Source organism: Myxococcus sp. NMCA1 (assembly GCF_026810205.1).
GTDB lineage: Bacteria > Myxococcota > Myxococcia > Myxococcales > Myxococcaceae > Myxococcus > Myxococcus xanthus_A.
Genome location: NZ_CP113950.1, coordinates 578,928 through 592,796 on the forward strand (window position 1 = coordinate 578,928; position 13,869 = coordinate 592,796).

The window sequence follows — 13,869 nt, forward strand, 5'->3', positions numbered from 1 at the left end:
CCGCGACTGCAAGGACGTGGTGCACACGTTTGCCGCCATCAACGTCATCACCGGTGCGGTGACCAACCGCATCTCTGGCAGCCGCGTTGGCACTCGCCGCAAGGACGGCCTGTCCAAGACGAAGCGGATGCAGGTGGCCTTTGCGCACCACCTGCTCGACATCGCCCGCGCCTACCCAGCCGACGAGTACCCGGAGGTAGTCATTGTCATCGACAACGCGCCCTGGCACCGGGGGCGGCCCGTGGACTGGGCTTTGCGGCGCTACCCTCACCTGACGCTGTATCGGCTGCCACCCTACAGCCCGCAGCTTCAGCCTGTTGAGCGGCTGTGGCGTCCTCTGCGCGGACGCACCACTCACAACCTTCTCTTCGACGAGATGACCGAGCTTCAGGACTCGTTACGCTTGGGGCTCACCTACCATCGTGCGCGGCCCCAGGCGGTGCTCAAGCTTCTCGGCTCTCTCTGGAACCCGACCACATCAGCCGAGGCGTGAATGAGGACATCAAGAGGGCGATGGAGCGCGCGAACGTCACGGGAGCAGAGTTCGAGGAGGTCTAGGCGCTCGTAGGTCCGCTAGGCCCCGAGTGTTTTGCGCATGTTGCGGTGGGGGACGCCCACCTCGGTGTAGGGGGCGCCGAAGACGGCGTAGCCCAACCGCTCATAGAAGGGGACCGCTGGGGCGCGCGCGTGCAGGTGGACATGGGTGAAGCCACGCTGCGCCAGTTCCACTTCCAGCGTACGCACCAGCCGGGCACCCAGCCCTTGCCCTTGGAGGTGGGAGGCCACGGCCATCTGGAACAGCCGTCCGCCGTGGGCGTCCTCGGGGTTGAAGAGGACGCAGCCGAGCACCACCTCCCCCTGGTGCGCCACCAGGTGCAGGCTGTCCGCCTCGAAGGGAAAGGTGACGTCGTCACGGGTGTAGCCGAGCGGCTCGCGCAGCACGCGGAAGCGCAGCTCCAGCTCGCCCGCGTAGAGCGGATGCCCGGGGTGGACGAAGGTGAAGGTGGTGCCGGCCGTCACGTCAGAAAGTCCCCGTGAGCTGGAGCGTGAAGGTGCGGCCGTACTGGGGCACGGGTGCGATGGAGTTCTCGTCCGACACCGGCAGTGAGTAACGGGCGTCCAGCAGGTTGTGCACGCCGGCGAAGTAGCGCAGGGGGCCGTAGTCACCCGACAGGCCGAAGCCCACCAGCAGTGCCTCGCCGCTGTCCGCGCCGCCCGGGCCGGTGGGCCGGGCGCTCTGGTAGATGGCCTGGGTGGCCACGCGCATGTCGCCGGCGCCAATGGGCAGCATCATCCGGCCCGCCACCAGGTGCGCGGGCGCCGCGTTGGCCACTTCCTCCGAGGCGTTGCGCAGCGTCACGTAGGAGTAGCTCACGTCCACCATCAGCCAGCGGCCCGGCTGCCAGTGCACGCCGGCCTCGGCGCCCCAGGCGAGTGTGGTGCCGTCGGTGTTCATGAAGCGCAGACAGGCGGCGGTGCCGCAGTCGCCTGAAGCCGAGTCCTCCGCGGTGAGCTGCACCAGGCTGGAGATGCGGTTGTGGTAGCCGGCGACAGTGAGGCGCAGCTCGTCCGTCAGGTCGTGCGAGTGCTCCAGCTCGAAGGTGGTGATGGTCTCCGGCCGCAGGTTCAGCGCCGCGCCCTGGGAGATGCCGTCCGCGTAGTAGAGCTCGTAGACGTTGGGCGCGCGGAAGGCGTTACCCGCCACCAGCTTGGTGAGGCCCCGCTCGTAGGGCCGGGCGATGACGGCCAGGCGCGGGGTGATGGGCGTGCTGTCCAGGTCCACGTACTTGTCCAGGCGCAGACCGGCCGACACGCTCAGCCGCGGGTGGATCTTCCACTCGTCGAGCAGGTACGCGGACACCAGCGTGCGCGCCTGCGTCTCCAGGGGCAAATCACCGGCGTCCTGACGGACGCGAAGCTGCGCCTGGCCTTCCACGCCGAGCGTGAAGACGTTGCCCTCGAACAGGCCGATGCGCGCGCGGGCCTCGCCGGTGAGCCAGTCCGCCGCGCCGCCCTCGGTCCGGGCGCCGCCGTCCTCCTCCGGGTAGACGTAGGTGCCCTCGTAGCGGCTGATGTCGAACGCACCGCGCACGGACAGGCTGAAGCGCTCGGTGAACTGGCGCTCGTAGCGGGCCTCGGCGAAGGCGCGCAGGTCCTGCACGAAGTTGCCCTCCGTACCGGGCACGGTGCCATAGGGCGCGGTGGGCAGCTCCTTGTTGCGCACGTTGAACTGGGCCTGGAAGGACAGGTCGCCCAGCCGGGCGCGGAGGGAGCCACCGGCGGCGCGCTCCGCGTCCAGCCCGGTGATGATGGGACCGTTGGTGCCCAGCCGGGTGGTGTCCGCGCCCGTGGACGTCAATGCGCCGGCGCTCACCAGCACCGACCGGTTGCCGTCCTCCCACGACGCGGTGGCGTGTCCCCGGGTGGTGCCGAGCGCGCCCACCGCGCCCGTGACTTCCAGGTGCTTGTCCGAACCCAGCGACTCACGGGGGACCACGTTGATGACGGCGAAGAAGGCGCCCGTGCCGTACAGGGCGCTGCCAGGGCCGCGCACCACCTCGATGCGCTCCACTTCATGGATGTCCACGCTGAGGTCGCGGGCGGCGAAGCCCTGGCCGGCCCAGACGTCGTTCATGGAGTGGCCATCCCAGAGGATGAGGATGCGCGTGTTGAGGTCGCCCGGCGGGGAGAAGCCGCGCACGCCCATGTACGTATAGGTCCGGTCGTCGGTGAGATAGAAGCCGCGCACACCGGCCACGGCCTCGGCGACGGTGCGCCAGCCGAAGGCGCGCAGCTCCTCCTGTGTGAGCACGGTGGTGGAGGCGGGCGCTTCGTCGACGGCGACCAGGCTCTTCGATGCGGCGCGCACCGGAGGCGGCGCGTAGCGCAGCTCGGCGTGGACCTTCACTTCTTCCTCGGCCACCACCTTCACCGTCTGGCGGAGCGGGCGCACCTCGCGGCTCTCCACCTCCAGCGTGTGCTCGCCTTCGGGGAGGGTGACGACGGTGGGGGTGAAGCCGGCGGGCTTGCCATCCACGCGCACCGTGGCGCCGTCGCGGTTGGCGGTGACGACGAGCCGCCCGGTGGGCCGGTCCTGGGGACGCAGCGCCACGGCGACAGGCACGTTGCCATCGGCGGGGACGTCCACCACGTACTGGCTGGGCGCATAGCCGGGGGCGCGCACGTGCAGCACGCGCTGGCCGGGAGGCAGCCGCACGCGGCCGGGCACACGGGCCAGGATGTTCCCGTTGGGGGCGTCGCGAATCTCTGCGCCCTCCGGCATGCCCGTCACCTCCACGCCGCCGGTGATGAGAGTGAGGTCGAAGGTCTGGTCCGTCTCACGGCCGCGCACCAGGGTGAGCGTGGCCTCCGTGGCTCGGTAGCCGTCCTTCTTCACCATGATTTTGTGACGGCCGGGCGTCAGCGCGAGCGTCTGCGGAGAGCGGCCCCGGCTGCCCAGGTCCATGCGGTCCACGTAGACGTCGGCGCCCTTGGGGTTGGTGGTGACGCGCACCAGCGCGACCTTGGGACGGAGTCGGTCCACGGAGCGGGAGACCTCGGCGGCGTCCTCCTTGGGCAGGTCCTCGGTGAGCAGGTCGTTGTAGTAGCGGTACGCCTCGTTGAACTTGCCCAGCGCCTCGAAGCAGCGGGCGATGTTGAAGAGGACGTTCCGGTTGGGCACCAGGCGGTAGCTGGTGAAGTAGGAGCGCAACGCCTCGGCGTACTGCCCCTTGGAATAGGCATCGTTGCCGAGCTCGAACGCGATGTCCGCTTCATCCGCGTTGTTGTCCGCCAGCACGGGCGCGGACAGGAGGAACATCGAGAGGACGAACGCGAAAGAACGGGAGGAACGCATGGGACGCCAAGCATTCTTCCCTCTCTGGCGTGAGAGGTCCATGGGGGCTTATGGGTTGGGCGTTGGATGTCGGACCTGATGGGTAATGTCGGGTCTGGACATGCAACGAGGAGTGGGGTTCCACTCCGGGGAGGCGGGGGCCATGATTCAGGAGCCGTCAGCGGGCGCGGTGAGAGAGGAACGGGACACGGGAATGGGCCACGAGACGAAGCGCCCGGCGACGTACGAGGACCTGGTGGCGCTGCCGGAACACCAGGTAGGGCAGATTATCGACGGGGAACTGATTGCTCAGCCGAGGCCGGCCAGTCGGCATGCACGGGCCAGCTTCAGGCTGGGCGGCGAGCTGTACAGCCCCTTCGAGCGAGGACGCGGTGGGCCTGGCGGGTGGCATCTGCTGGATGAGCCGGAGCTGCACCTCGGCGCGGACGTGCTGGTTCCGGACCTGGCGGGCTGGCGTCGGGACCGGATGCCGGAAGTCCCGGATACGCCCTACTTCACGCTGTCACCGGACTGGGTATGCGAGGTGCTGTCGCCTTCCACGGCTGCCCTGGACCGCTCGCGCAAGAAGCGCATCTACGCGCGGGAGGGCGTCGGGCACGTCTGGCTTGTGGACCCACAGGCTCGGACGCTGGAGGTGTTCCGGCTGAGCGGGGGCCAGTGGCTCGAGCAGGGCACGTGGTCGGACGACGAGCGCGTCCGCGCCGAGCCTTTTGAGGCGCTGGAGCTGGAGCTCGGCGTGTTGTGGCTGCCGGAGGCGAAGGTGACGTGACGTCGCCTCCGCTTCAGTGCACCACGCCCCGCGCGGACATGGCCTCCTGGGGCGAGGCGGAGGGCTCGCGCATCAACTTGTCGCCCGCGGCCTGGAGGACCTGGGTGGTGGCGCCCTCGGGGTCGCGGAAGAAGGAGGGCGTCCACATCCGCACGAGCTGCCAGCCCTGGCCCTCCAGCACGCCGGTGCGGAAGAGGTCCCACTCCACGCGGTCCGCGGCCTTCGGGTAGCGCGTGCCGTCACACAGCACGCCGACGGTGACGTCGCTCGGGCGGGTGGGGTGCCGGAGCGCGACGTCCACGCAGAAGCCGTCATTGCCCCAGTGGACCTCCGAGGACACGCGGTGCTGCGTGGCCAGGTGTCCGGCCAGGGCCTGCGCGAAGGCCGAGCCCGCGTCCGTGGGCCGCACGAACACCTCCGCTGTCTCGGCGGGCCGCTGCGTCTGGGCCAGGGTGTCTTCGGGCTCGCGGCGGGCCTCCTGGGTATAGGCCGATTCCAGGGCCTCCGCGAATCGCAGGTAGGCGAAGAGCAGCCAGCCGCCGTTGGGCTGCCGGCCCGCTTCCATGGGGGGCGCGGACTGGTAGGACTCGCGCGGAATCGAGGTGACGAGGTGAATCTGCTCCCGGGCTCGCGTCACCAGCACGTTGAGCCGCCGGCCTCCGCCCGCGCTGCCCAGCGGACCGAAGCGCCGGTAGAAGCGGCCGTGCCGGTCGGGGCCGTAGGTGGTGCTGATGATGAGGTGGTCGCGCTCGTCGCCCTGGACGTTCTCCAGATTCTTCACGAAGAGCCCCTCGAACGAGCCCGAGCCCCTGCGCACGCGCGCTTCGGCCAGCCTCGACGCGAAGGATGCATCGCTGGCGGCCATCTCATCGAGGACGTCGTTGATGGTGTCTCGCTGGCTGAGGTTGAAGCACGCGATGCCAATGGACGGTGGCTGCGGCCGTGAGAGCAGTTCCTTCACCAGAGAGCCCACGGCGCGAGCCTCCACCAGGTTGGTGCGCTTCTCGTAGGTGCCGCCCACGGGGAGCAGCCGCAATGGTGCGTGGGGCACGCTGTGGGACGGGTGCGCGGGAATGGCCTGGAGCCGCTTGTCGTAGAAGTGGTCGTTGCTGAAGGCGATGAGGTCCGCGTTCTGTGAGCGGTAGTGCACGTCCAGGTAGCACTGGTCGATGTCGAGGTTGAGCGCCGCCGACAGCAGGTCCTCCACCTCGGATTGCTGCTCCTCGAAGAGGCCCTGCTCGCTTTCGGCCTCCTGCTCCGCGTTCTGCACCACGGCGGATTCGAAGAAGCGCGTGGGTGGCAACTGCTTCGGGTCACCGGCGATGACCACGCGGTGGGCGCGGGTGAGGACGGGCAGGGCCTCCTCCAACCGGCACTGCGAGGACTCGTCGAAGATGACGACGTCGAAGATGGGGCGGCGGGGGAAGATTTGCGCCACGGTCTGTGGACTGGCCATCCACACGGGGCGGACGTCGAAGAGCGGGTCGCCCCCTTCGATGCCTTGACCGGTGGCGATGACCTGACGCACGCGCAGGGCGCGCTCTCCTCGCAGCATCAGCCGTCGGCGGAGCTCCGCGCCCTGCCCGTTGAGCCGGCCGCCCGTGCCCGCGAGCAGCCGCTCGCGCTGGCGCTGCGTCCAGCGGTGAACCAGGGCGTCGCGCACGAGGACCCGCTTCTTCTCCTCCAGCACGCGGTAGTGCGAATGGGTGGTGCGCACGCGCTCGGCGTCGATGTGCTGGAGCGCCGGAGCCTCCCTCAGTCGCGCGGAGGCTTCCGCCGCCAGCGTCGCCTTCAGCACCGCGCGCCAGCCGGCCTCTGCCTCCGCGCCCTGGCGTGCCAGCCGCTCCACGGCGGATTCCAGCGCCGGAGGCATGCCCGTCAGCACCGCGCGCATGCGCAGCAGACCTTCCACGGTGGGGAGTCGTGACACCAGGGCGGTGGTGACGGATGCCAAACGCTCGCCCGAGCGCAGCCCACGCGAGCGCGAGTCGAGCCACGGCGCGGAGAAAAGCCCCGCTTCGGCGAGCCGAGCTTCCAGCCGCGCGACGGCGTCTCCTCGGGCCGCGGACAGTCGCAGGCCCGCCAGCAGTGCCGCGCGAGACCCCGCGTCCGCCGTCAGGGCCGCCCGCACCGCGTCCCGGCACGACGCGAGCAAGGGCGTGCGCTCCAACTCCTGCAGCAGCTCGAAGAGCGCCGCGTGGGTGCGAAGCGTCTGGGACAGGGACTCGTCGGTGAGTGTCGCGGTGTCGCCCGGGACGAGCGTGGTGCGGTGGTACTCGGTGAGCAGCGCGCGGGCCTTCACGCCCGTGAAGAACCGCGTGACGCGCTCCGCAGCGAGGATGCTCAGCGTCAGACCGAACTGCTGAAGCACCCGGCGCGCCCCGGCCTTCCGCGCGAAACAGAAGAACGCGTACCACTTGCGAGCGATGTCCAGGTACGAGCCCAGCGCGGCCATCGCGGTGGCCAGCACACTCAAGGCCTGGGGTTGCTCGCGGTGGACCAGCGCCAGCTCCGCGTCCAGCGGCCCCTCCGCGAGCACCTGCCGCTGTGCCGCCAGCCCGTCGAGCTGTGTCCGCGCGGCCTGGACCCCGTCCGGTGTCGCAGCGGCCCAGCGCGCGAGGATGTCCGGACGGGCCGACTCCAGCAGCGGCGCCAGTTTCTCCGCGAAGGCGGCGCGCGCCGCGCCCTCTGCCCGAGGGTCCGCGCCGAAGACGGGCACGTCCGGTGACGCGAGCGCATCCGCGTCCCGCGCCGCGCTGTCGACGGCGCTCAGGCGCTCCCGGTAGGTGGCCATCGGCGTCGCCAGGTACGTGGCGAGGTCCGTGCCCAGGGCCTCGCGCCAGGGGTTCTCTGGATAGCCCTCCTTGCCGCCGCGCTCCAGCACCTCGCGCACCTCGCGCTCGCGCGTCGTCACGTCGCTCAACCGTGCGTCGGAGAGACTCGACACGGCGGGCGTGAGCGCGGCGGGGGCTTCCACGGAGAACCACTGGCCCACCAGTTCGTGGAAGGAAGGCGCGGTGCCTCCGTCGGGGCGCTCGGAGAGGGCGCGGTCCGCGTCCGTCAGCTCGTCATGGAGGGACTGGAGCTCCGCGTCGATGCGCGCCAGTTCCCTGGCCACGGCCGCGTCGGTCCGTGTCTCCGGCAGCGTGTCGAGCTGCTCGCGGATGCCCATGTAGAGGTCGCGCTGGTCACGCTGGGCGTCGTGGACGACGGCGCACAGGTGTCCCAGGCCGAGGTGGTCCAGGCGGTGCTTCACCACGTCCAGCGCGGTGCGCTTGTCGCAGACGAGCAACACGCGCTCCCCGCGCGCCAGGTGGTCGCCAATGGCATTGGCGATGGTCTGCGACTTGCCCGTGCCCGGAGGCCCATGGATGACGAGCCCCCGGCTGCTGCGTGCCAGTCGCACCGCGCGCGCCTGGCACGGGTCCGCGAGCGTGACGAGCCGCTCCTCGCCCGCTCGCTTGAGTCCCTCCAGGTTGGGCTCGCCGCCGCCGTGTCCCGGGGGCAGGCCGAGAGAAACATCCACGCGGAGGAAGCTCTCCAGCGGGCCGGAGATGGGCTCTCCGTCCAGGAGCGCGCGCATGTCGTCCACGAGGCTCTGGTTGGACAGGGGATAAAGACCCAGCACGGCGCTGGGGAGGATGGCGGCCTGGGGCTGGGCATCGTCGCCACGCGGAATGGCGGCCAGGAGGGTTTCCGGCGTGAAGGGGGCAGGCGCGGGCAGCTCCATGGCCTTGCACACGGCGGCCACCAGTTCGTTCAGCTCGCGCCACGGGTCCTCGCCGGCTTCATCCGCGAAGAGGTCGCCCAGCCGCTGGCCCGTCTGCTGCTCCAGCCAGGCGAGCAGCGCGGTGTTGGGGGCCACGCGGTCCACGCCGGCCTCGGCGCCTTCCAACTCCACCGACGGCACGCGGCCCTTCTTGAGCGTGAGCCGCACGGGGATGAAGGCGATGGGGGCCAGGATTCGCCGGGTGCCGAAGCCGCGCTTGTCCTTGGCGCCCGGTGGCAGGTGGAGGAGGGGAAAGCCCACGTGAAGGACGTGCGCGCCGGTGTCCTGCTCGAAGGTACGGGCGTCCTCGACGATGGTGGCCAGCTTGCGGAGCAGGTCCTGCTGTTCCTCCTCCGCGCGGGAAGGCGCGGGGGCTTCATCCGGAGGAGGCGCGTTGTCGGGACGCGCGTGGCGGGAAGGCCCTTGGGGGTTGTCCAGCGGAAGCGCGGCGTCGGAAGCCACGTCGCGGGAAGGGAAGTGGTTTTCGTCCAGTGCGTGCGCGGCCTTGGGCGCCGTGTCCAGCACGTCGTCGGCATCCGTCCCCGTGGCATCGTCGTCCTGGGCGCGAGCGGCGCGGGCCTGGGCGGAGCCCTTGCGCGGGCGAGCCTCGGGAGGCGGTGGCTTCACCACGAGCCGGGCCTGGGCCTTCTCTCCGAGCAGGGCGGCCAGCAAGGTGTGGGGCGCGGTGCCATCCAGCCGGCTCAGCGTGGCGAGGTCCACGCGCTGGCGGCTGTTGTGCGGCCGGCTGTTGAGGCTGGGGCCGGATGCGAGCGCGGCGTAGAGCCGCTCAAGCATCTTCTCAAGGACGCGGTTGCGGGGCTCGGGCGACAAGGCGGCACCTCTCGACGGGAGGGGAGGCCGCTGTCTCTATCACGCGAAGGTGGCCCTGGGCCTGGGCCTTCAGCCCGCCAGCGCGGCGGCGAGCGCCTGCGCCGCGGCCTCCAGTTCCTGCGCGGGGAGGTGGTCGGAGGCGGGAGCGTCGAAGGCGGCCCGGCCCCAGAGCCGCTGCGGCGTCTGCGAATAGCGGGGGACGAGGTGCAGGTGGAAGTGGCGCAGCACATCGCCAATGGCGAAGGCGTAGGCGTGTTCGGCGCCGAGCACCTCGCGCTGGGCGCGCATGACCCGGGCGGCGAAGGGGCCGAGCTCGCTCGCCGCGTCCGGCTCCAGGTCATACCAGGCGCGCACATGCCGGGCGCTGGAGATGACGACCCAGCCGGGCACGGGGCTGGGGCCCGCCACGCCATGCAGCACCAGTCCCGGCGCGCGCGCGATGACGCCTCCCACGGGTCGTGTCTCACCGCGCACGATGGCGCAGCCGAGACATGGGTCATTCACATCCAAGACATCTGGCATGGGCTCACGCTAGCAGTCCGGGGAAAGCCCGGGTGGGTCACGCCATCGGGTCAACGGTGACTCATGTCCATGAGGGCATACGGGGTTCTCCGAGTGATCCGTGACACACCCGGCTCCGGGCGTCTCGGCGGATGAGAACCCGCTCTGAATCAGGGGGGGCTGCTTGACGGAACGGGCAAGTGTCGGAGAGTGTCCGGCTGACGCCTCATGAAGTGTTGAGGCGGCGATACTTGGGGACTTTTCTTTCAAGGCGGGGATGATGAAGAAGCATCTGGTAATGGCCGTGGTTCCGTTCCTGGCGTTCGGTTGTGGAGACGACCTGGTTGACGCGGACGGAGACGGAATCGCGGACGGCGTGCGCGAACCGGACACTGTGACGGTAGTGACGCCGGCCAATCCCAAGGGCACGGTGTCCGGTCAGGTGCTGAGCACGGACCTGCGGCCGCTGACCGAGGTCACGGTGGAGATGACCATCGGCAGCTCGGCGGAGCCGGTGTCGGCCGTCTCGGATGCGAAGGGCAACTTCACCTATAAGAACGTCCCGGCCGGTTCGCACGTGCTGCTGACGTTCTCCAAGGCGGGCTATGCCACGCTGCGCGCGACGGCGCAGGTTCCCTCGTCCGCGGGCAACGTCCCCATCAACAACGGCAACGCGAGCTTCGGCCCCATTACCCTGGCGCGGCTGGACGGCACGCTGAACTTCCTGGTGGTGACGCCGCAGGGCCGTCCCGCGGCGGGCGTTCGGGCGACGCTGGAGGCCACGCCGGTGGGTGCCATCTCCAACGGCGATGCGTCCTCGTCGATGGTGAGCTCCGTGGTGGTGGAGGCGACCGCGAACGAGCAGGGCCTGCTGTCCTTCACGGGCATCCCGAGTGCGTCCGAGCTGGCGCGTCTGCGCAACGGCGACGGCGAGTACAAGCTGTGGGTGTCGCCCATGGACGCCAACGGTGACGGCATCCCGGAGACGGGGGGCTACGTCAGCACGTATTATGGGGCCGAGGTGGTGGCCAACAGCACCACGCGGCTCATCAGCCTGCCGTACTCGCGGCCGCAGAACGTGCCGCTGAGCATCGAGAGCAGCAACGTGGCCAGCCTGCGTGGCGGCGGCGCTGACTTCCATCCTCTGCGCAACCTGGTTCGCGTGGGTGAGCCCATCCACCTGTTCTTCAACCAGCCGATCCAGCAGGGTTCGCTGTCCGTTCTGATGACGGGCGAGAATGCAGCGGAACTTCTGCCCGTGACGACCAACGTGGCGAATGGTGGCTACAGCGCGACCATCAACCCGGGTGGCGCCATTGCGGATGGCAAGGAGTACAATATCGACGTGCGCGCCGTGTCCGCAGAGGGCGGCAGCATGTACTCGCGGACCGGGTTCTTCTTCACGGGTGACGCGTCGGCCGTGCGCCAGATGTCCATCGTGGAGTCCAAGTATGAAGAGGTGTCGGCGGTGGGCACCCTTGGTGCGGACCAGTTGAACTCCGGCGAGAGAGTCTTCCTGTCCTTCAATCACCCCATTACACGCCCGTCGAACGTGAGTGGTCACGTTTATGCTCATGTGAACTGGGATATTGGGGGGGCTACGCCTGGGGTTATTGGAGACTACGCGGGAGAGGTGGGTCATCCGATGGGATTCCCGCTTATCGAGGAGGAGCCAACTATTCCTCCTCGGACGGGCACTCGGCAGGAACTCCCCGCTTTCTCGATCATCAAGTCGGGTTACACCACGCGATGGGTGTTCACGTATTTCGGGTCGAACCTGATTCCGAGCACCAGCTTTGCTAACTTCGAAATTGTCGTGAAGTTCTCCGCCCTGCCGTCGCGCTCCATCAATGGGACCTACGAGAACTACATGGGGCAGCCTCTTGTCTTGGACTTGGCGAAGACCGGGCTGGTTCAGCTGCCCGCACTTGCTGCGTCTCCGTGACGCGCCTGCGTCGCTGACACGGCAATAAGTCGTTTCAAGGGCCCTCCATGGTTGTCCATGGAGGGCTCTGCATTTCAGGCGACAAGGTCACGCAGTCCATGTGGCGTCCATCAGCTTGGACCCACGGTCCGCGACGCTGTATGCCTTGGATTACGTTCCGGTTGGTTTCGCGAGGTAAATAGCTGGATTCCCAGGCATTGCTCTCGGAAAGAACCGGCATTGCCTGGCACAATCGCTGCAGTCGTGAGCCGGGCTATGGACTCGATCAGAGTTTTTGCAGTGTGTTTCAGTTCATTGTTCTGGGCTTGCATCAACGTGCCCGGAATCGAAGTTGTGCCTGAAACGCCGGACGCGGGACCTTCGAATCCCGTCGTGACGCTGTCGCTGTCGCGTGCGATCACGAATGGTGATGTCGATGTACGAGTTTCGGTCGCTGAGTTGGTGCCAGAGTCGGTCGAACTGTTGGTCGATGGCGTCCCGGCAGCGACGTTGCCCCGGCCTTCTTACGAGTTGCGGTGGAGCACTCATGACCTCGATGAAGGCCAGTACATCATCACCGCAAGGGCATCAATCGGCGACCGTGTTTACGTGAGTGCGGCGAACACGCTGTTCGTCGACCGGACAGCACCGCGGTTGGTGACGCAGAGCCCTCGGACTGGAGACCAGGACGTCTCCGTGCATGCTCCCATTCAGGCTGTCTTCTCCGAGGCCGTCGAGCCGTCCTCCGTGACCGCAGAGTCCATCAGGCTCTTGGTCAATCAGTCGGATATTGCTGCAGGGGTGCGCCTGTCGGCCGATGGCATGACGGTGACGCTGACGCCTGCTACGCAACTTCCCGTGGACTCAGATGTATCTGTGACCATCGCGCCTTCGGTGACGGACATGGCAGGTAACGCTTTGGATGTAACTGCACTGGACTGGCAGTGGGGCATCCCTAGGCATCTGCTTTACGGAGAGAGCATTTCTGCCGGTAGTATCGAAGCCTCTGACGTCGCGAAGTTCTCGTTGGCCCTGGATGGAACTGGCAGGCCCGTTGTCGCCTTTGTTGATGGTGATTCGCCATCAAGTCGCGGCGTTTATGTCATGCGGTGGACAGGCGTGACGTGGGAGCAGTTGGGTGACGTGCTTGGGATGAGTGCGGTCGAGTCTGCCATCAAGGCTTGCTCTCTGTGGGTTACGCCAGAGGGAGAGATCTTGGTGGCGTGGAATAGGGAGGTGACTGATGGGGCTGATGGTATTCATGTTTACCGTTGGGGTGTGAGTAGTTGGTCCGCTCTTGGCTCTCCCGTAACGTTGGAACAGCCTATGGCGAAGTTTGAGTCGTTCAAGTTCGTTGTAGGTCCTCAGGGTGAGCGCTGGTTGGTTCTCCACGAGTATGCTGCTGACGTTTCAGCTGGGATTCATGTGTTTCGCTGGGGCGAAGGGCGTTGGGAGCGACAGGGGGAGACGTCGTTGAATCCGTATTGGCTCCAGTCGAGCTTCAATCTGATGGTGGATTCGTCAGGTCGCCTTGTTGTTGTTTGGGCTCTTCAGTCAGGGACGGGGGGCGGAGTGACTCCTTATTCCAAGAGATGGGTTGGGACTCATTTTGAAGATATCCCATTGAGGCCAGCCGGGGCGGTCGTTCCGGTTGTGTCTGAATTGGATGGGGAGGATCGTCTCGTGATCGCTAAGCCATCTCAGGATTTTGAGGGGGGTGTTCGGCCATGGATTGAGCGTTCCCATGCTGCAGAGGGGTGGCAAACTCTCGGACTTGGAGTTGATGGCATGTACCCCGGCGTAACGGACGCCATGGTGGAGGTCCTCGACTTCGACCCTGCGGGACAGTTGGTCGCACTGCTCTCCGAGCCTGAAATCGCGGGTGGCCCTGTGAACCACTATGTCCGCCGCTGGGACGAGACCTCGTGGGTATCAATGGGCGCGCCGCTGCTTCCGCGCCCAGGCGCTACGCCCGTGGGACCCGCCCAGTTCTTCATGACGGGGCCCGAGCAATGGGTACTGGCCCGCATCGAGGAGTCCGAAGGCACTCCCAGCCGACGCCACCTCTACGTCTACCGCCCCAACAACTGATACACGGTCAACGTTTCACCGCCTGCCCCACCTGTTCTCCAATGAACACGCACCGGCACTTCGGACCGTATTCGTTGAAGCGCGGGGTGGGGTGGGCACGTCGGGAGGGGCGTGTATAGATTGTTCAA

At 67.8% G+C, this 13,869-nt stretch carries 8 protein-coding genes; 4 read left to right on the plus strand and 4 right to left on the minus strand.

The window, feature by feature from the left end; genetic code table 11:
• The first annotated feature begins 19 nt into the window (after positions 1-19).
• On the plus strand, positions 20-493 hold the full coding sequence (locus OZ403_RS02640; protein ID WP_268783398.1) for a transposase: 474 nt from the start codon (positions 20-22) through the stop codon (positions 491-493).
• Between the two features lie 80 nt (positions 494-573).
• On the opposite strand, the gene OZ403_RS02645 is transcribed toward OZ403_RS02640, so the two are convergent.
• The gene (locus OZ403_RS02645; protein ID WP_268783399.1) at positions 574-1,020 is read right to left on the minus strand and encodes a GNAT family N-acetyltransferase; all 447 of its coding nucleotides are present in this window, start codon (positions 1,018-1,020) and stop codon (positions 574-576) included.
• 1 nt (position 1,021) lies between these two features.
• Positions 1,022-3,856, minus strand: a complete 2,835-nt coding sequence (locus OZ403_RS02650) for a TonB-dependent receptor domain-containing protein (protein WP_237077982.1) — start codon at positions 3,854-3,856, stop codon at positions 1,022-1,024.
• Between the two features lie 142 nt (positions 3,857-3,998).
• Here OZ403_RS02650 and OZ403_RS02655 point away from each other — a divergent pair, with 142 nt between their 5' ends.
• Positions 3,999-4,625 (plus strand): Uma2 family endonuclease, encoded by a 627-nt coding sequence (locus OZ403_RS02655; RefSeq protein WP_140786931.1) that lies wholly within the window; start codon positions 3,999-4,001, stop codon positions 4,623-4,625.
• 13 nt (positions 4,626-4,638) lie between these two features.
• On the opposite strand, the gene OZ403_RS02660 is transcribed toward OZ403_RS02655, so the two are convergent.
• Both OZ403_RS02660 and OZ403_RS02665 read right to left on the minus strand, forming a co-directional pair.
• Complete coding sequence (locus OZ403_RS02660; RefSeq protein ID WP_268783400.1) at positions 4,639-9,225, minus strand: AAA domain-containing protein; 4,587 nt, start codon at positions 9,223-9,225, stop codon at positions 4,639-4,641.
• A gap of 69 nt (positions 9,226-9,294) precedes the next feature.
• On the minus strand, positions 9,295-9,747 hold the full coding sequence (locus OZ403_RS02665) for an HIT family protein (protein WP_011550653.1): 453 nt from the start codon (positions 9,745-9,747) through the stop codon (positions 9,295-9,297).
• Positions 9,748-10,003: 256 nt separating this feature from the next.
• Between OZ403_RS02665 and OZ403_RS02670 the strand changes: the two genes are divergently transcribed.
• On the plus strand, positions 10,004-11,671 hold the full coding sequence (locus tag OZ403_RS02670) for a carboxypeptidase-like regulatory domain-containing protein (protein WP_140786937.1): 1,668 nt from the start codon (positions 10,004-10,006) through the stop codon (positions 11,669-11,671).
• 372 nt (positions 11,672-12,043) lie between these two features.
• Positions 12,044-13,741 carry an Ig-like domain-containing protein gene (locus OZ403_RS02675; protein ID WP_268783401.1) on the plus strand — a complete coding sequence of 566 codons (1,698 nt, stop codon included), beginning with the start codon at positions 12,044-12,046 and terminating at the stop codon, positions 13,739-13,741.
• Positions 13,742-13,869: the final 128 nt, after the last annotated feature.